This window comes from Butyrivibrio sp. M55 (genome assembly GCF_900116865.1).
GTDB lineage: Bacteria > Bacillota > Clostridia > Lachnospirales > Lachnospiraceae > Butyrivibrio.
This window is the reverse complement of sequence record NZ_FPCD01000003.1, coordinates 47042-64517: the sequence shown is the minus strand read 5'-3', so window position 1 is coordinate 64517 and position 17476 is coordinate 47042. Positions and strand designations below refer to the sequence as shown.

The following is a 17476-nucleotide window of genomic DNA, read 5'->3' as shown; positions in this document are numbered from 1 at the left end:
TCGGGAGGAACCATGACTGCAGAAGAGAAAGTAATAGTTCTTGATTTCGGCGGACAGTACAACCAGCTTGTAGCTCGTCGTGTCAGGGAGTGTAACGTCTATTGTGAGATTTATTCATATCGTACTCCGATAGAGCAGATAAAGGCGATGGCGCCTAAGGGAATTATTTTGACCGGAGGCCCCAACTCATGTTATGAGGATGGAGCACCAACTTATACAAAGGAATTGTTCGAGCTTGGTATTCCTGTTTTGGGACTTTGCTACGGAGCGCAGCTCATGATGCACGTGCTCGGAGGTAAGGTAGAGAAAGCGCCTGTTAGAGAGTACGGTAAGACGCAGACATTTATTGACGGATCTAAGGATAAGTTGTTTGCAGGTGTTGAGGATGACACTATCGTATGGATGAGTCACTTCGACTATATCAGCAAAGTTGCACCGGGATTTGATATCATTGCTCACACAGCGGATTGTCCCGTAGCTGCAGCGGCTTGTGAAGATAAGAAACTGTACGCTATTCAGTTCCATCCCGAAGTATTACATACAGTTAAAGGCAAAGAGATTCTCCATAACTTCGTAAGAAATATCTGCGAGACTGCAGGTACATGGAGAATGGATTCTTTCGTAGAGAATACAATTAAAGATATCAAGGCTAAGGTTGGAGACGGCAAGGTGCTTCTTGCTCTTTCAGGTGGTGTTGATTCATCTGTTCTTGCAGCTCTCCTTGCTAAAGCAATCGGTAAGCAGCTTACATGCGTATTCGTAGATCACGGACTTCTTCGTAAGAATGAAGGTGATGAGGTTGAAGGCGTATTCGGTGAGAAAGGTAACTTCGACATCAACTTTATCCGCGTGAATGCGGCAGACAGATATTACGCAAAGCTTGCAGGTGTAGAAGAGCCTGAGCGCAAGCGTAAGATCATTGGTGAAGAGTTTATCCGTGTGTTCGAGGAAGAGGCCAAGAAGATCGGTGCAGTTGACTTCCTTGCACAGGGTACAATATATCCTGACGTTGTAGAATCAGGACTTGGCGGTGAGTCAGCCGTTATCAAGTCACATCACAATGTAGGAGGACTTCCTGATTTCGTTGATTTCAAGGAAATCATTGAGCCCCTTAAGACATTGTTTAAAGATGAGGTTCGTAAGGCAGGACTTGAGCTCGGACTTCCCGAGTATCTTGTGTTCCGTCAGCCCTTCCCGGGACCCGGACTTGGTATCCGTATTATCGGCGAAGTTACTGCCGATAAGGTTCGTATTGTTCAGGATGCGGATTACATCTATAGAGAAGAAATCGCGGCAGCCGGTTTATCCAAGCTTCCCGATCAGTACTTTGCAGCGCTTTCAAACATGCGCTCCGTAGGCGTTATGGGTGATGAGAGAACCTACGATTACGCAATCGTTCTCCGCGCTGTAGAGACCGTAGACTTCATGACAGCCGAGGCTTCCGAGATTCCTTTCGAAGTTCTCCAGAAAGTCATGAGCAGAATCATCAATGAGGTTAAGGGCGTTAACCGCGTAATGTATGACCTCACTTCTAAGCCGCCCGGAACAGTGGAACTGGAATAATACCAGCGTTTCTGCAAAGCCTGTATTTACAAGACTTTGAGAGGTGTATGGAAGTGTAGTGACAATAAAATGACAATACACTTTGAAAATATGGTGTTATTTTAGAGTAAATATCAAACTATAAATCAGTTCATAAAATGAGCCGTAGTGAATGTATTCAATACATTTACTACGGCTTTTTTGTATGGTTATTTATTGGATTTAAGCTTTTTTTCATCAGCTTGTTTTTTAGCATCACGCTCTTTGAAGAATTTATCTAAAGCTTCAGATACAGGAAGGTCTTCAATGTATGAAGGTAATTCATTTGCATCATCTGGCACTGGCATTACAAGATTACCTTTTTCATCATAAACAGGAGAAGGGAAGAAGCCACATTCTCTGCGAGCAGTTTCATTGGCAATCTCTTCTTCAAGAGAAAGAGGATAGCCCTCATAATCGGAGAAGACATTTTCAAGCACGCCGTCAGAGAGTTTCCATTCTTCGTATTCTTCTTTTGTATGTTCGCCTGCCTTGTAGGAATCCCTTACTTGGCACCAGCGTAGGAGCTCTTCTTTTAGTATGTATTTATCTGTAGGAGATTCAATGCTGACATCTTCAGAAGGAGGTAGGAATACAAAGTGAAGATCGCCATCAACCATTTTGGGAACCAAGCCATATAGTGATTCAAAGCGTACTAGCATATTGAATGCAGAACTTCTATCCTCAGGATTTGGAGAGTAAAAATAATCACGCCTAATTCCTAGATGTATGGAAATAAGGTCTAAGGTGTTAAGGTCAGGCATTCGGTTTCCTAACTCATAGTTTCGGACTGCGGATTCGCTTTTATTGATTTTTTCTGCAAGTTCTTTTTGAGTCATTCCCCGGAGCTTTCGGTATTTACGAATATTTTCGCCTAAATTATTTTTGAGTTTGTCGTTGTGCTGTTCATCGAAGTACCTCATTTTGCAAGGCTCCTTTCAGTTCGTTTCTGAAATGAGTATATCACTAACCGTTCAGAAATGAAATGTTTTTCTGGAAAAGTATTGACAGTTCAGAATTGAACGGTTAGAATTCAAAATACCAAAACAGTTCAAAAGTGAACGGTATAGAAAAGGAGGATAAGAAATGGAACAGAAATCATTTATGAGAGCAGCAGAAATCATGGAAGTTTTAGGTGTGTCTGATGGAATGGCCTACAGAATCATCAGAGAGCTTAATCGTGAATTGGAAGCAAAAGGCTTTCATACAGTTCATGGTAGAGTTAGTCGTAAATACTTTGAAGAAAGCTACTACGGTGTCACTCATGAGAAAGAGGTGGTTTAGTTGGCTGTCTTAAAAAACGAGAAAACCGGAAAATGGGAAGTCAGGACTTACTATAAGGATTTTACCGGAACTCTTAAGCAGAAAACCAAACGAGGTTTTGATAGAAAATCTGATGCGATTGATTGGGAACGCTCTTTCAAACTCCAGCAAGATGAAAATCTTGATATGTATTTTAAGGATTTTGTTGAAATATACATCAGAGATAAGAAGCCGAGGGTTAAATACAATACCTGGCTCACCAAAGAAAGCATCATAGAAAAGAAAATCATGCCCTATTTTGAAAAGAAGAAGCTATCTGAGATTAGGACGTCAGATATATTACAGTGGCAAAATGAAATGATGAAGCTTCAGACGAAAGATGGCAAAAGGTATTCACAGACATATCTAAAGACAATACACAATCAGCTTAGTGCAATCTTAAACCATGCGGTAAATATGTATGGACTTAGAGTAAATGTTGCACGCAGAGCCGGAAACATGGGACGTGAAGAGAAGAAGGAAATGCTTTTCTGGACACAGGACGAGTACCAGACCTTTGTTGAGGCTGTTGCTGATAAGGAAGAATCCTATATCGCTTTCGAAATCCTGTATTGGTGTGGAATTCGTCTTGGCGAACTGCTTGCCCTTACTCCTGCAGACTTCGACTTTGATAACAATAAACTTAGGATAAACAAGTCTTTTCAGAGACTAAAGGGAAAGGATGTTATTACAACTCCCAAGACTCCGAAGAGCAACAGAGTTATCTATATGCCTGAGTTTCTTGCTCTTGAAGTAAAAGACTACATCACAAGGCTTTATGGGATAAGAGATTACGATAGGATGTTTCAGATATCCAAGACTTTCCTTCATCACGAGATGGACCGCGGAGTGAAACTCAGCGGTGTTAAGAGGATAAGGATCCATGATCTCAGGCACAGCCATGTGAGCCTTTTAATCAATATGGGGTATTCTGCACTTGCTATAGGAGACAGAGTAGGCCATGAAGCTATAGCGATTACTTACAGATATGCACATCTTTTTCCATCTATCCAGAGTGAAATGGCAATGGATCTGGATAAAGAGCGTACTTCATTGGTTGGATTTGAGCCAAAGGCTGATAGGAGAAAGGCAGGTTTAGCAAATGTCTCAGAAAAAGAGGGACGAGAAGAATCGTTGGAGAAATCGTACAATCGCTTTCAGGTTATCTCCGGAAGAAGAAATAGAGCTTAATGAGCGTGTAAAACTCATGGGGTATCAGATAAAGCAGGACTACATAGTCGAGGCGGTTCTGCACAATGAGGTTTATGCAGTAGGAAACCCATTGATGATGCTGCAATTCAGGCGTTCCCTTCAGAATATCGAAACTGAGCTTACCAGGATAACAGATGCAAGTCAGATTGGGAAAGATTTGCTTGATCCGATCAGAACGATGCTTCAGATCATGGAGGCCTTTGAGAAAGGTGTTTCAGTTGATCAGAGCAGAATTGTTCAGAGAAAGCTTGAGCTGGAAAGGAGCGTACATGAGCACAGAATGGTTCCAAGGGAATCAGATGCCAGAGGCAGGCATATTGATATAGAAAATCAAAATAAGGAGGATGCGTTTTGAGAAAAGATGCAAAAGAAAAGGCTGCTCATAATGCGGTTGCGGAAACAACCAGCGAGCAGCACAATTCCGTAGTCGATACGGAAATTATAACAAACAAGGGGGATGTGAGCAATACGAAGCCACCGGGTGAATTGTCAGTAAATGACAGTTCTCACAGTGATGATGGGAGGAGATTCGATTTGAAAGGCCTTGAGATCATGTCCATGACTGAGCTTTATGACAACTCATTTCCGCCAAAGCTTCCTGTAATTGACGGATTGCTTAACTGCGGTACCTACCTTTTTGTTGGGGCACCGAAGATCGGCAAGTCATTCTTTATGGCACAGCTTGCGTATCATGTTGCGACAGGAACACCTTTGTGGAACTATCCGACAAGGAAAGGCTCAGTTCTTTATCTTGCTCTTGAGGATGACTATCCAAGACTTCAGCAAAGGCTTTCTATGATGTTTGGTGAAGATGGTGTAGACAATCTTTTCCTTGCAACCAGAGCTAAGACATTGAAGGATGGACTCGATGGGCAGATGGAAGCATTTGTCAAAGAGTATCCCGATGCCAGGTTGATTATTATCGACACTCTTCAAAAGGTCAAAGAGATTGGTGAGGATAAGTACAGCTATGCAGGTGACTATGAGAACATTACCAAGTTCAAGGAGTTCAGTGATAGAACCGGACTCTGTGTTCTGATAGTCCATCATACAAGGAAGCTGGAATCCTCGGATAGTTTTGAGATGATCTCCGGCACTAACGGTTTGCTTGGAGCAGCAGATGGAGCGTTTATTCTTTACAAAAAGAAGAGGACGGACAGAGAAGCTGTGCTTGATATCGTCGGCAGGGATCAGCAGGACCAGGAACTGACACTTGAGCGTGACATGGACACCTGTGTTTGGAATCTTACCAAAGCAGAGAATGAGATTTTTAAGCCGAAGCCTGATGAAGTACTTGAAGCAATTGCTGTATTTGTCAGAACGGCAGGTGAGTTCAATGGAATAGCTTCTGAACTTTTAGAAGCAGTTCCGGGGCTGGAGAATCTCATTTCATCCAATGCTCTTGTAAGGAGACTGAACGTAAATCGTGGAAAGCTCTATAAAGAGTATGGCATTTACTACGAGCCTCTTCAGAGAAAGAAGGACAGAAAGCCGTTCCTTCTTAGGGTGGTCCCTGAAGAATAATTATTGGTGACGATGTGTGACGGTAATGACGGTATTTTACATACCGGGGTGGTATCAAAAATATCGTCATCATCGTCATTATCGTCACCCTTTTTATGAAAGGAAATAATCAGATGAGGAAGAATGTACAAATTCCTTTTACGTTATTTATATATTTGGTGCAGTACTTTGTTCTGGATATGGCGAGTGATGAGCTGTTTTCCAAAATAGAAAAAGCCATGGAAACAAAAGTTGATGCAATCATTATGCATGATCTTTATGCAAAATATAAAACCGCACCAAGTGAAGAAGAAAGAGAAAAAGCCAGGCTGGAATATCTTAAAAAACGAGGTATCAGCGAAAGCTTTAGGTGGTGATTTGGCCGGCGAGCGCAGCGAGCTTCCCCATAACGTGTCGTTATGGGTAACCCCCTATGGATAATGACATTACACATCATTATCCGGGGGCTCTCCGAGGGGCCTGCCGGCGGCAAAAAAATATTACGAAAGGAGTTTGTTTATGATAACAGTAACATTTCACATCTCATGTAAGAAACATTCGCTCACCAAAACAAGAGATGTGGTATCGGTGAGCAAACACAATCTTCGATTATTTCAAAGTGAAGAGTATAACGAAGAAATGATCGAAGTGGAAGTCGGGAGTGAAGTAAATATTCTCGACGATGTAAAAGAGATTTACGAAAGGGAATTCTCCGAAGTTCTTGCGGAATACAACAAAGATAAGAGAAGCGACAGACAAATTCCGGACTATCTGGAGTATGTATCCGAAAGCAAAAAGAACGATGTGGCTACAGAAGTAATTCTCCAAGTAGGAGATAAGGAGTTCTGGGCTGATAAGACAAGAGAACAGTGGAATGCAATGAAGCCACTGTTAAGGGAACAGCTTGAATATGTAAAAGAGATAGTTCCGGAATTCAAAATTGCATCGGCAGTAACACATTTAGATGAGGATTCACCTCATATGCACGTAGTAGGAGTTCCGATAGCAACGGGATATAAACGAGGACTAAGCAAGCAGGTGGCAAAAACAAAAGTATTCGATCAGAAAAGACTGGAAACGATACAGGATCAGATGCACGATTTTGTAGAACATCAGATGAAAGATCACCCGGAAATCTTTGGAGATGAAACACTTAAGCCAAAAGAAAAGGGCAGGAATAGCGACTTCTCAAAAGAATTCTATTTAAGGCTAAAGCAGCAAGAATACGAAAAGCTGGAAGATAAGTGCCAGGAGAAGGAGACACAGATTGAAGCTTTGGATGATACGGCTAAAGAAATGAAGCAGGATATCGAAAGTAAGGTCGACCAATATGTGGACTCAGTAGTGAATTCGGAAATGAAGAAGGAATTCATGAGATACGCAACACTTGAAAATCCCAAGACTACATTGGGAAAACTGGTCTCAAAAGCCTTTAAAACATTCAAAGAATGGTGGGATAAGACCAAGAAGCCTGAGGTAGCTGAAAAGGCTAGGACAAGTCTCTTACAAAAACTTAGAGAGAGCCAGACAATCGTAGATCAGAGGAAAGAACAGCAGGGCCCAAATCTCAATAGAAATAATCTTGGTCCGGAGAGATGAATACCATGATAGCAGTAGACAGGGGCGTGAAAGCGCCCTTGCTTTCTGTTGAAGTGACTTGGTTAGTAAAGTATAATGAAACTGTTTCTATTTTGAAATGAACTATGAATGTAGGGGAAGGTCAGATGGAAAAAGAAAGTAAAAAGGGAAAAGTATTTGCTTATGTTGTAATGGGAATATATTTATTGTTTCTTTGCTGGTTAATTCTTTTTAAGATAGCTGATATTCTTGATAAGATACCTTCTAGGAGAAGCATTAATCTTGTTCCATTTTACTATGGGGGGTTTAATGGAAGTCAGTTTCAACTATTTGATATTTTATACAACATGCTTGTGTTTGTTCCTGCTGGATTTTATTTTGCTGCGTTGGGAAAGAAGAAAATCATTTCGGGAATAGGTGGATGCTTTATTCTGAGCCTGAGCTTTGAAGTTCTACAATGGGTATTTGCGATTGGTTCGAGTGATATAACAGACTTGATTACAAATACTGCAGGCGGTGTTGTGGGGACAGTAATATATTTCCTGCTTAGAAAAATTTCTAGAGGGCATGAGGTTAAGATAGTAAGTATTATGGGCGCTATTATCGAGGTGGGATTGATCGGTTTGCTGGTCTTGTTGTTTGTAAGTAACTAATATTTGGTACAAGTGCGAAGGCGCATTTGTTTTCAAAAGTTGACTTGAAAAAAAGGTAAAATATGATATTATATGATTAACAGAGTTGCCAGGTGCGAATAACACTTGGGACCAAGCCGAGCGTTGAGCTTGGCTTTTTTACTTTATGGAGATTATATGGATTTAAAGAAACCTTATACATTAGATGAACAGATAAAAAAGCTAAAAGATCATGGAGTAGTAATATCTGATGAGGCATTTGCAAGAAATGTACTTCAGAAAGTCAGCTATTATAGACTTTCGGGATATATGTTGCAATATAGGTTGTCAACTGATAGTCATGAGATGATTAAAGGTATTCGTTTTGAAAATATCTACACAGTTTATTGTTTTGATGAAGAAATCAGATTATTGCTTAGACAGTACATTGAAAAAGCGGAATTCTTTTACAAAGATTTGATAGGAAATAAATTTGCGGAGCTAAAATGTCAGACTCCACCATATGATCAGCATTATGATGTGAAGAACTATTATGATAAAGTTGGAATTACAAAGACATTGCAGAACTTCACCAAAGAAAAATCATATTATAAGGACAGTGCAATAGTTAAGCACCATTTCAACAAATATGCCGATAAGATGCCTGTATGGGTTATGCTGGAATTGATGACTTGTTCAAGCGTTTCATTATTCTATCATGCGTTGTATTTGTCGGATAAAAATGTGATAGCAACGCAGGTTGGCATAAGTACAGCAACACTGGAGAATCATTTACATGCTCTATCTGTAATCAGAAATAAGTGCTCTCATGGAGTGCGTTTGTATAATTCTACAATGAATCCTCCAGTAAAGTTCAATAAGAATTTTTTGAGGAATAACCCAGCAATAAGGAATGATTCTCTGTTTGCGTATATACTTATGCTGATTAAGAGGTTACCTTCTGATGATGAAAGAAGGCAATTTAGAGATAAGCTTAATCGAATAGTTAAGAAATATGAGAAGGATATAGATCTTAGCCTTATAGGATTTCCAAAAAACTATAGGGAACTTATGTATATAAAAAATATGAAGAATATTACTTAAAGTTGCTAACAGACGCATACAGTAGCTCTTAGCTTTCTATTGTACGCAGCAGGTACACAGTAACTCATCTTATAAATGCCCCAAACAAGGCACTTAGGATAGTGAAAAAGTTCTCAAAGAGGAGATTGAAGGAAAGTGCCTGATAATAATACAGACTGGGGATTAAAAAAGGAATACTTACATAGTACAAGGAAGAATTTGTGGAATAATGATTATTTTGAGTTCCTTGTGAAAGGCGTATGGAAGATAGATAAGCCGGTTAGAATAATTGATTTTGGCTGCGGATATGGATACTTGGCGCAGTTGTTGTTGCCGTTAGTTCCTAAGGGAAGCGTATATAAGGGAGTTGATATATCTGAAGATCTTATCGATGAAGCACGTGAAATCTTTTCAGACAGCAAGGATGTCTGCTTTGAAGTTGCAGATTTAAATGGGTATGAGCCTGATGATGAATATGATATAGCTATATGCCAGGCTGTGCTTCGACATCTTTCAAAAACGGAAGATATAATGAAGAAGATGATTGGGGCTGTAAAAGAGAATGGATTGGTAATATGCATTGAACCAAGCAGACGCATGGAAAATGCGGGTATTTATATAGACAATAGGACATATGATCCGTTTGAAAACGATGAGTTTTTAAAGCAGAGATGGTTATCAGAGGAACAATCTGGCGGTAGAGATTTTCAAGTCGGAGTGAGAGTTCCGGTATTCATGAAAAATATGGGATTAAAGAATATCGGAGTCAGAATCAATGATTATGTTGATTTCGTTAGTGCAGGTACGGATGCTTTTGAAGCAGAGCAGAGAAGATTCATAATTGACCACGGAGTAGATGAAAAATATGCTGATTCAAATGGATACTTGGCTGCGCGATGCCATGTGATTTCTTACGGTTATAAAAAATGAGGTGGGAACTTGCCTCCAGCTATGTTACAATCACATTGTCAGCGTGACAATAAAATGACAATAAAAAATAAGAAAAAGGTATTGAATCTGTTCGAACCGTTCAATATTGAACTGATGAGTAACGAAAACATCATGTTTTACACCACATAGCAAATTTGTATTTGCGAACTGGAGTGATAACGAGCCGAGCACGAGACAATTTAAATGAAAAACACGTAGTGTTTTAGCATAAGATAGGAGGCAGGACAAATGCTTGCATTTATGTCCTGCCTCCTATTTTGTGCGCGAAATTCCGAAGAGATTTTCATATAAATTATCGAAGCATCCGTCGACAATTTATATAATAGAAATCGCTGTATTTCAAGCGATTTCTATTATAGGAGTAAAGGAGCAAAGCCTGCAAACACCGGCATTTGCGGGCTTTTTGTTGTGGCTTTTGTTGCGGGGCCGAAAACTTGTGGTTGCTTTTTTGTATATGTTGGAGTATATTCTTATTCAGTTTCAGGATTTCTATAAATTTTCTTTAAGTGGTTATATTTGTCTTACCACGAAAATCCTTGATATGTGATGTGTTGTGATTTTAGTGTTGCCTTTTAGGAAGGCGCATATGAAAAGTGCTTATTGGGGTTTGCGAATATGCCTTCTGCGTAGGGGATTATCTATCTGCAAGCTTTCTATATGTCAAAAGCATATTAAAACTTCTTTAGGATAATTTTCATATGCGTTTACGTGCTCGTTTTAAGAGCGACTTCGATTTTTTTCGTAATAAAGGCATATTAAAGAATTGCGTGATGATTGTTTAATATGCAAATTAGTTTTTTAGTGAGCAGAAAAAAGAAGAAACATACAAAATAAGGCATATTGAATAGATAAAAATAACAAGTTCATATGAAAAGATAAGAAAGCATATGGAAAAGAACCCTAATGATTATCAATAAATAGCAGGAGTGATAAATATAACGGAGGGAAGATTTAATAAGATGTTAGATAATAACGAAGTATCAACGAGCAGAGATGTTCTTAATGCACTTAAGAAGCGAAAGATTGCAATAAATAAAATAATTAAAGCGCTTGAAATAAAGTTAGATTCAGCACCTAAAGGCGGGCTTAGAGTATTAAAGCGAAAAAACTATTTTCAATACTATTGGAGGCAAAATTCTCAAGAAGTAAATGGTGTCTACATTCCTAAAAGTGATATTGGAAGTGCACGTAGACTTGCGCAGAGAGATTATGAGCAAAAAGTTCTTGATATTGCAAAAGAGGAGTTTAATATCTTAAGTTCCTATGAGTGCTTATTAAATAATACATCGATTGAAACAGCGTTAGAACTATTTAATGAAGGTAGAAAAAAGCTAATCGATCCTATTAGTATTTCAGATGAGAAATATATAGAGCTTTGGAAAAATGAGGAATATGCGATATTTGAATTTAATGATGATACAAGTGAAATATATTCGGCAAGTGGTATACGTGTCAGATCTAAGTCAGAAGTGATAATAGCAAATTTGCTTGAACAATATGGAATTCCTTATAAATATGAATATCCGCTTTCTTTGGGAAAAATGAGTGTAAGACCTGATTTTTTATGCCTCAACGCAAGGACAAGAAATGAATATGTCTGGGAACATTTTGGAATGATGGATGATCCGGAATATGCAAATAAGAATATTAAAAAGATTTCCCGCTATGAACAAAATGGTTATCATGCGGGGAAAAACATGATTTTGACATTTGAGTCTTCACAGGTTCCGCTAAATTCCAATATAATAAAGGGCAAGATTGAACAATATTTGAAATAAGCTTGATTAAGGAGCAACGATGGACTTTCAGACGGCATTGAAACAAGAAAAACTTGATGATATCCGCAAATGCCCAAAGGCTGATCTACACAACCACTTTGTGCTTGGAGGAAGCAGAAGATTTTTAAAAGAACAGACAGGAAAAGATATACAACCAATCACAAAGCCGCTTAATTCCATGGATGAGATACAGCATGGAATTGCGGCGGTGGAAGATCCTTCTGTGATTCGTTTTCTGTCGGATAATCATATCAGGCTAAACATTACACCTACAAGTAACTATCTTCTTGGAAGAGTTAAAGACTTTAAAACTCATCCAATTGCGGAACTTTACCGTAGCGGTGTTGATGTGACAATTAATTCCGATGATGTGTTGATCTTTGATTCAGATGTATCTAAGGAGTATTTGAGACTTTATCAGAGCGGTTGCCTGAATGCAGAGGAATTGGACAACATTAGAAAGAACGGATTGAAAAAGCTATAAATCATTTGCGGGGGAGTTTATGAAAAAAGCATCAGGAATAGATGGTTCCAGAGATTGGGGATTGGAAAAGGTATATTTACATAGTACAAGGCAGAACCTGTGGAATAATGATTATTTGGAGTTCCTTGTAAAATGCGTATGGAAGATAGATAAGCCGGTGAAAATAATTGATTTTGGCTGCGGATATGGATACTTGGCGCAGATGCTGTTGCCGTTAGTCCCGAAGGAAAGCTTATATAAGGGAGTTGATATATCTGAAGATCTTATCGATGAAGCGCGTGAAATCTTTTCTGGCAGCAAGGAGGTATGCTTTGAAGTTGCAGACTTAAATGAGTATGAGCCTGATGCTGAATATGATATAGCTATATGCCAGGCTGTACTTCGGCATGTTACAAAACCGGAAGATATAATGAAGAAGATGATCGGGGCTGTAAAAGAGAACGGATTGGTAATATGTATCGAACCAAGCAGGCGTATGGAGAATGCTGGGATTTATATAGATAATAGGACATATGATCCGTTTGAAAACGATGATTTTCTAAAACAGAGGTGGCTATCAGAGGAACAATCCGGTGGAAGAGATTATCAAATTGGTATGAAAGCGCCGGGCTTCATGGAGAAACTTGGGCTAAAGAATATCGGAGTCAGAATCAATGATTATGTTGATTTCATTAGTGCAGGTACTGATGATTTTGAATCAGAGCAGAGAAGATTCATAATTGACCACGGAGTAGATGAAAAATATGCTGATTCAAATGTATACTTTGCTGCGCGATGTCATGTGATTTCTTATGGTTATAAAAAATGAGGTAGGAACTTAATTTCAGCTATGTTATGGCATTTCTGCAGAAGAACTGAAACAGTCATATTCCGAAAAGTACAAAAAGAATATGGAGAGATGGTAAAGATTAAGCAATTGAGAGGTGACATCCATGAGAACAAAACACGTAGTAGTGCTTCCGTATGACGAGAAGTGGAAGCAAGATTTTATAGATATAAAGAATGAGCTGTCAGCGGTGCTTGGCGAAGTTGCAATCTCTATTGAGCATGTTGGAAGCACGTCAGTTGAAGGTTTGGCGGCTAAACCGGTTATTGATATTGATGCAGTTGTAAAGGCGGAGGATGTTGACAGAGCTATCGCGGCGCTTGAAACCATCGGATATACACATGAAGGTAATCTCGGAATTGAAGGGCGCGAAGCCTTTGCATACGAGGGAAAAGAGCATTTGCAGACACATCATTTATATGTATGTCCGGAAGATTCTGCAGAGCTTAAAAGACATCTTGCGTTTAGGGATTATTTGAGAAGTCATCCGGATGACAAGGAAAAATATGGAAATATAAAACTTGAAGCTGCAAAGCTATATCCCGATGATATCGATAAATATATTGAGCATAAGTCGCCTGTGATAGAGGAGATTTATGCTGCTTTAAATTGAATTTTTCCCATCCTTATAAATTCCTTATAATTACCATCTATCCTGTATTCAACAGGAGGATGACGGAAATGTTTAATATCAAGGAAAAAGGTCTTACAGGTTTTGGTTTGAAATATCTTGCGCTGGTGTTTATGGTGCTGGATCATATTCATTACTTTTTTGAATTTACGGGAAAGGTGCCGATCGCGTTTTCATGGATAGGACGATTGGCGGCGCCGCTGTTCTTGTTTTGCTTCGTGGAAGGATTTATTCACACGCACGATAGAAAGAAATATTTTTTGAAGATATATCTGATATCAGTTGTAATGGGAGTGATTCAGTCCGGATTTTATTTCGCCTTGTCGCCTGCGGTCAGAGGCGATGGATTCTTTCCGCAGAACGGGATGTTATCAAGCTTTGCGATACTGTTTGTTGTAATGCAGGGAATAGAGTGGATCAGGGAAAAGAAATGGGTAAAAGGCCTGACAGCTTTGATAGTGCCTTTGATATGGCCGATAATCGCATATTATTGCGTGTTTGTGCCATTAATGAATGCGAATAACAGTACCGGATTGGCTTTGGCAAATATGTGTGCACTTTCATTTTTGCCTATGCATACTGCAATTGCTGATGGCGGAACTATCACAGTACTTGAGGGAATAATACTTCTTCTTTTCAGCTATTGTAAGAATAAGAAAATTCGCATTTATGCATGGGCGGTTATGTGCCTTTTAATAAACGTGGGCGCTCTTGCGGTAATGGGAATGCAGCTGAATGTGCAGACACTGTTTTTTGATGCATATGAATGGCTCAGCGTTTTTTCAATAATACTCATGTTATGCTACAATGGTGAGCGTGGAAAGGGAAATGCCAAGTTGTTCTACTGGTTTTATCCCGCACATGTCTATGTTTTATATGGACTATCATTTATTCTTTACATGGTGATGCAATGAGAATTTTAGCAATTGATGATGAAAAAGAAATTTTGATTCTTATAGAAAAAGCATTAAGAGGGCAGTATCAGGTAGATACTGTCCTTTCTCCGACTCAGGCTCTTCCGCAGGATCTGTCTGTATATAGTCTGATAATAATGGATGTTATGATGCCCGTCGAAAGCGGATACGATCTGCTGGCGAAGATAAGAGCAGTAGTGGATTGTCCGATTATTTTCCTTAGTGCGAAGGCGCTGGAAGAAGACATAGTATACGGGCTTTCGATAGGAGCGGATGATTATATCAGGAAGCCTTTTTCCATAGCAGAGCTTAGAGCCAGAATTGCGGCTCATATCAGAAGGGACAACAGGGATTCTGCAGGCGTGGTGCTAAGGGATGAGAATGTTTTGCTATATCCAAATGAGTGCCGCTTGAAGGTTAGAGGCGAACTCGTGGAGCTTACGAAAAGTGAGTTTGATATTGTGACACTGCTGTTTAAGAACAAAGGGCAGGTTTTTTCGAAGGGGCAGATTTATGAGATCATTTACGGATATGACAAGGACGGCGATGAATCGGCCATTACGGAACATATCAAGAACCTCAGAAGAAAGCTTAAACAGTACGAAATTGAACCTATAGAAACGGTGTGGGGTGTTGGTTATCGATGGAAAAAACAGATGTAAAATTCAGCGGAATTTTGGGAATATATTTTTTGATAATTTCAAGCTTATTATGTGTTGTGACGGTAGTTGCCGTAATCGTCTTTCAAAATATAACGGCGGTCAGGGCAGACGATACCGAAAAGAAGGTTGAGACATGGATTAAAAATGCTGAAGCTACGGGCAAAATTGATACAAATTCTTTTCCCGAAAACGCGGATTATGTTGCCGAAAAAGACGGCGAAGAAATTGCTTCAGGGATCAATGACGGAAATGAAGAGAAGCTAAGAAAGTACATTTCACAGTATAAATCGAATGGAAAAGAAAAATATCTTGACGGTCAGGAAGCTTATATGGCCAAAAAGATAGGCGATTCTATAATCTATATCCACTACAGCGTTGGCGTTTCGGGAGAGTGGACGGCGTTTGGACTTACGGCTTTGGCATATATTCTGGTTATCCTGGTTCCTTCTGTCGTTCTGATAAACAGGCTAAAAAGACTCATTTATACTTTGGCTGAGGAAAAGTGGCGCAAAGATTATGAGACAAAACAGGAGATGGCACAGATAGCACACGACCTTAAAACTCCGCTTACTATTATCAGGGGAAACGCAGATCTTCTCTTGGAAAAAGACCCTGATGAAGACAGCAAAGAGAGTATTGATGCGATAATTAGCAGTGCTGAACGCATTGCAAAAAGCGTTTTGGAAATTCTTGAAAAATAAACGCTTCGCAAACGGACGCCGTACAGAGAGGACGTTAATTGTTTTGCAGTTAAGCTCGAGAACGAAAGAGGCACAAGCGACTCTTTTTTCTCGAGCAAATTTTATTTATTGGATCTTTCATTGCTATGGATAAAACTCATTCGTTAGATCTGACATCGCTACGGCTCAGATACACAATAGAAATCATAATAAACACCGCAATAAATATCACAGACGAGAGTGTAAATGCGCCGATATTCGCATCTCCCAATTCCCGCTGATTCATGGCAAGGTCGAACAAGGAGAACGGTGTCAGGTAAGGCATATCCTTTGCAATACAGGAAAGACCTGCGAAACCGCCAAGGAATGCGACAATTATCGGAAGGACAAAGTTTCTAATAACAAGCGAAACAAGAACCTGGAAGGCGCAAATGACCCACGAACTGAGGATTCCCAAGCCCATCCACTGAATGATTCCCGAAGGCAATTCTCCGTCTATGTGAATCATTGATCCGGCAATGAGATACAAGGCAACGACCCAGATCAGTGAAACAGAAGTGATAAAGCAAGTAGCCGTATATTTGCCGAGTACTATCATTGCAGGCCTTTGATGATTCATTATAATGTTCATATTTGTTCCGCTGTGTTCAACTCGCCAGATACAACCTGTAAAGATCCCAATGATGACAGGCATGAAGAAATAGCACAAGAACAGCGTGTGCTGAGTCCACAATGAGTACCAGCCTTCTTTTAAGATGCTCAGATTGGCGAGATAGTTCACGGTTCCGATTGCCGCCGATATTGCAGGAACTATGAAAAAGGCAATCCATGCAGGTGATCCCTTCAATTTCAGAATCTCAACAGGACGTTTGTGAAGCACTATCTTCGTTGTCTTTCGCTTGCTCTTTATTTTTTCCGCCTCTTCAACACCGGATTTCTTGAGCATCATAAGTGTGATACAGGTTAAAAGAACTATCCATCCAATGCATATGATTGTTGATGTGTAGTCGGGGGTTCCAAGCGCGTATTTTACTTCTCTCGTGTCGCGATTCCAGTCCATTGTGACAAAGCCTGATGTCACGAAAGTTGCCCAGGGAAGGAACTTCTGAATAATTGATTCGGGAAGGACCAATGAGAAAAATGCAGTGAAACTACCAAGAATTCCCACTGAAATGCTAAGAGCCTGATTTCTGTAAAAAAACGACAAAAGCAGGTGTATACTTAGCAGAGTCATGCAGGTTATATAAGTGATCACTCCGTGTATAAGCAGATATTTAAGCGGGAAGTTGCTGTCAAAACCAAGAATTCTGCAGCAGAGTATGATTGAGCCGCACTGCATTGTGACCAGGATAAGTGTGCATATCGCACCATAAAGATTTTTTGTGAAAAAGATCTTTTGCGGTGTGGAAAAGGTGTATAGGCATTTCAGCATCTCGCCCTTGTGCTCAATGTCCATTAGTCTGGAAGCAAATCCAGCGATCGCGACCGGGAAAAACACGCAGTTTATGATGGGGATATTATAAAAGAGGAGCATCCATCCGGCGGAAGCAGCTTCTTTTCCATGGAAATTTCCGTATAAAAACGCCATCTCGGCAACGATCACCGCAATGAATAACAGTAGATTACAGCGGCGTTTATGTTTTTTGAGTTCGATAAAAAGATTTCCTACAATACCCATTT

19 protein-coding genes are annotated in these 17476 nt (G+C 39.8%); 17 read left to right on the top strand and 2 right to left on the bottom strand.

Annotated elements, in window-relative coordinates; genetic code table 11:
* Positions 1–12 precede the first annotated feature (12 nt).
* On the top strand, positions 13–1563 hold the full coding sequence (guaA, locus tag BM398_RS04570) for a glutamine-hydrolyzing GMP synthase (protein ID WP_026513965.1): 1551 nt from the start codon (positions 13–15) through the stop codon (positions 1561–1563).
* Between the two features lie 188 nt (positions 1564–1751).
* Here guaA and BM398_RS04565 read toward each other — a convergent pair whose 3' ends face one another.
* Positions 1752–2504 (bottom strand): helix-turn-helix domain-containing protein, encoded by a 753-nt coding sequence (locus tag BM398_RS04565; RefSeq protein ID WP_092336625.1) that lies wholly within the window; start codon positions 2502–2504, stop codon positions 1752–1754.
* A 163-nt stretch (positions 2505–2667) separates the two neighbouring features.
* On the opposite strand from BM398_RS04565, the gene BM398_RS04560 reads away from it, so the two are divergent.
* The 16 genes from BM398_RS04560 to BM398_RS04475 all read left to right on the top strand — a co-directional run bounded on the left by BM398_RS04560 (position 2668) and on the right by BM398_RS04475 (position 15817).
* The gene (locus tag BM398_RS04560; protein ID WP_090008876.1) at positions 2668–2865 is read left to right on the top strand and encodes a MarR family transcriptional regulator; all 198 of its coding nucleotides are present in this window, start codon (positions 2668–2670) and stop codon (positions 2863–2865) included.
* Complete coding sequence (locus BM398_RS04555; RefSeq protein ID WP_092336624.1) at positions 2866–4074, top strand: site-specific integrase; 1209 nt, start codon at positions 2866–2868, stop codon at positions 4072–4074.
* Positions 3986–4450, top strand: a complete 465-nt coding sequence (locus tag BM398_RS04550; protein WP_242949759.1) for a plasmid mobilization protein — start codon at positions 3986–3988, stop codon at positions 4448–4450. The genes BM398_RS04555 and BM398_RS04550 overlap by 89 nt, the downstream gene beginning before the upstream one ends.
* The gene (locus BM398_RS04545; RefSeq protein WP_242949758.1) at positions 4447–5619 is read left to right on the top strand and encodes an AAA family ATPase; all 1173 of its coding nucleotides are present in this window, start codon (positions 4447–4449) and stop codon (positions 5617–5619) included. Before BM398_RS04550 ends, BM398_RS04545 begins: the two co-directional genes overlap by 4 nt.
* Before the next feature lie 113 nt (positions 5620–5732).
* Positions 5733–5975 (top strand): complexin-2, encoded by a 243-nt coding sequence (locus BM398_RS04540; RefSeq protein ID WP_092336623.1) that lies wholly within the window; start codon positions 5733–5735, stop codon positions 5973–5975.
* Positions 5976–6117: 142 nt separating this feature from the next.
* Positions 6118–7197 (top strand): plasmid recombination protein, encoded by a 1080-nt coding sequence (locus BM398_RS04535; protein ID WP_092336622.1) that lies wholly within the window; start codon positions 6118–6120, stop codon positions 7195–7197.
* A gap of 125 nt (positions 7198–7322) precedes the next feature.
* Positions 7323–7829 carry a VanZ family protein gene (locus BM398_RS04530; RefSeq protein WP_175531843.1) on the top strand — a complete coding sequence of 169 codons (507 nt, stop codon included), beginning with the start codon at positions 7323–7325 and terminating at the stop codon, positions 7827–7829.
* A gap of 156 nt (positions 7830–7985) precedes the next feature.
* Entirely contained in the window at positions 7986–8891 is a 906-nt protein-coding gene (locus tag BM398_RS04525; RefSeq protein ID WP_092336620.1) for an Abi family protein, read from the top strand.
* 135 nt (positions 8892–9026) lie between these two features.
* Complete coding sequence (locus BM398_RS04520; RefSeq protein WP_092336619.1) at positions 9027–9800, top strand: class I SAM-dependent methyltransferase; 774 nt, start codon at positions 9027–9029, stop codon at positions 9798–9800.
* Positions 9801–10780: 980 nt separating this feature from the next.
* Positions 10781–11599 (top strand): hypothetical protein, encoded by an 819-nt coding sequence (locus tag BM398_RS04510; protein ID WP_092336617.1) that lies wholly within the window; start codon positions 10781–10783, stop codon positions 11597–11599.
* A 19-nt stretch (positions 11600–11618) separates the two neighbouring features.
* Complete coding sequence (locus BM398_RS04505) at positions 11619–12083, top strand: amidohydrolase family protein (protein WP_092336616.1); 465 nt, start codon at positions 11619–11621, stop codon at positions 12081–12083.
* 19 nt (positions 12084–12102) lie between these two features.
* Positions 12103–12891: a class I SAM-dependent methyltransferase gene (locus tag BM398_RS04500; RefSeq protein WP_092336615.1), complete on the top strand. Its 789-nt coding sequence runs from the start codon at positions 12103–12105 to the stop codon at positions 12889–12891.
* Positions 12892–13015: 124 nt separating this feature from the next.
* On the top strand, positions 13016–13522 hold the full coding sequence (locus BM398_RS04490) for a GrpB family protein (protein WP_092336614.1): 507 nt from the start codon (positions 13016–13018) through the stop codon (positions 13520–13522).
* Between the two features lie 68 nt (positions 13523–13590).
* On the top strand, positions 13591–14454 hold the full coding sequence (locus tag BM398_RS04485; RefSeq protein WP_092336613.1) for a TraX family protein: 864 nt from the start codon (positions 13591–13593) through the stop codon (positions 14452–14454).
* The gene (locus tag BM398_RS04480; RefSeq protein WP_092336612.1) at positions 14451–15116 is read left to right on the top strand and encodes a response regulator transcription factor; all 666 of its coding nucleotides are present in this window, start codon (positions 14451–14453) and stop codon (positions 15114–15116) included. Before BM398_RS04485 ends, BM398_RS04480 begins: the two co-directional genes overlap by 4 nt.
* Complete coding sequence (locus BM398_RS04475; protein WP_092336611.1) at positions 15098–15817, top strand: histidine kinase dimerization/phospho-acceptor domain-containing protein; 720 nt, start codon at positions 15098–15100, stop codon at positions 15815–15817. The genes BM398_RS04480 and BM398_RS04475 overlap by 19 nt, the downstream gene beginning before the upstream one ends.
* A 136-nt stretch (positions 15818–15953) precedes the next feature.
* Here the strand turns inward: BM398_RS04475 and BM398_RS04470 are convergent, their stop codons facing one another.
* Positions 15954–17474, bottom strand: coding sequence for an ABC transporter permease (locus BM398_RS04470; protein WP_092336610.1), 1521 nt, complete (start codon positions 17472–17474; stop codon positions 15954–15956).
* Between the last annotated feature and the right edge of the window lie 2 nt (positions 17475–17476).

What these genes read in the sequence shown, in the direction of transcription:
- guaA (WP_026513965.1), top strand. Translation starts at nt 13, where the DNA reads ATGACTGCAGAAGAGAAAGTAATAGTTCTTGATTTCGGCGGACAGTAC.
- BM398_RS04565 (WP_092336625.1), bottom strand. Translation starts at nt 2,504, where the DNA reads ATGAGGTACTTCGATGAACAGCACAACGACAAACTCAAAAATAATTTA.
- BM398_RS04560 (WP_090008876.1), top strand. Translation starts at nt 2,668, where the DNA reads ATGGAACAGAAATCATTTATGAGAGCAGCAGAAATCATGGAAGTTTTA.
- BM398_RS04550 (WP_242949759.1), top strand. Translation starts at nt 3,986, where the DNA reads ATGTCTCAGAAAAAGAGGGACGAGAAGAATCGTTGGAGAAATCGTACA.
- BM398_RS04540 (WP_092336623.1), top strand. Translation starts at nt 5,733, where the DNA reads ATGAGGAAGAATGTACAAATTCCTTTTACGTTATTTATATATTTGGTG.
- BM398_RS04535 (WP_092336622.1), top strand. Translation starts at nt 6,118, where the DNA reads ATGATAACAGTAACATTTCACATCTCATGTAAGAAACATTCGCTCACC.
- BM398_RS04530 (WP_175531843.1), top strand. Translation starts at nt 7,323, where the DNA reads ATGGAAAAAGAAAGTAAAAAGGGAAAAGTATTTGCTTATGTTGTAATG.
- BM398_RS04525 (WP_092336620.1), top strand. Translation starts at nt 7,986, where the DNA reads ATGGATTTAAAGAAACCTTATACATTAGATGAACAGATAAAAAAGCTA.
- BM398_RS04510 (WP_092336617.1), top strand. Translation starts at nt 10,781, where the DNA reads ATGTTAGATAATAACGAAGTATCAACGAGCAGAGATGTTCTTAATGCA.
- BM398_RS04505 (WP_092336616.1), top strand. Translation starts at nt 11,619, where the DNA reads ATGGACTTTCAGACGGCATTGAAACAAGAAAAACTTGATGATATCCGC.
- BM398_RS04500 (WP_092336615.1), top strand. Translation starts at nt 12,103, where the DNA reads ATGAAAAAAGCATCAGGAATAGATGGTTCCAGAGATTGGGGATTGGAA.
- BM398_RS04490 (WP_092336614.1), top strand. Translation starts at nt 13,016, where the DNA reads ATGAGAACAAAACACGTAGTAGTGCTTCCGTATGACGAGAAGTGGAAG.
- BM398_RS04485 (WP_092336613.1), top strand. Translation starts at nt 13,591, where the DNA reads ATGTTTAATATCAAGGAAAAAGGTCTTACAGGTTTTGGTTTGAAATAT.
- BM398_RS04480 (WP_092336612.1), top strand. Translation starts at nt 14,451, where the DNA reads ATGAGAATTTTAGCAATTGATGATGAAAAAGAAATTTTGATTCTTATA.
- BM398_RS04475 (WP_092336611.1), top strand. Translation starts at nt 15,098, where the DNA reads ATGGAAAAAACAGATGTAAAATTCAGCGGAATTTTGGGAATATATTTT.
- BM398_RS04470 (WP_092336610.1), bottom strand. Translation starts at nt 17,474, where the DNA reads ATGGGTATTGTAGGAAATCTTTTTATCGAACTCAAAAAACATAAACGC.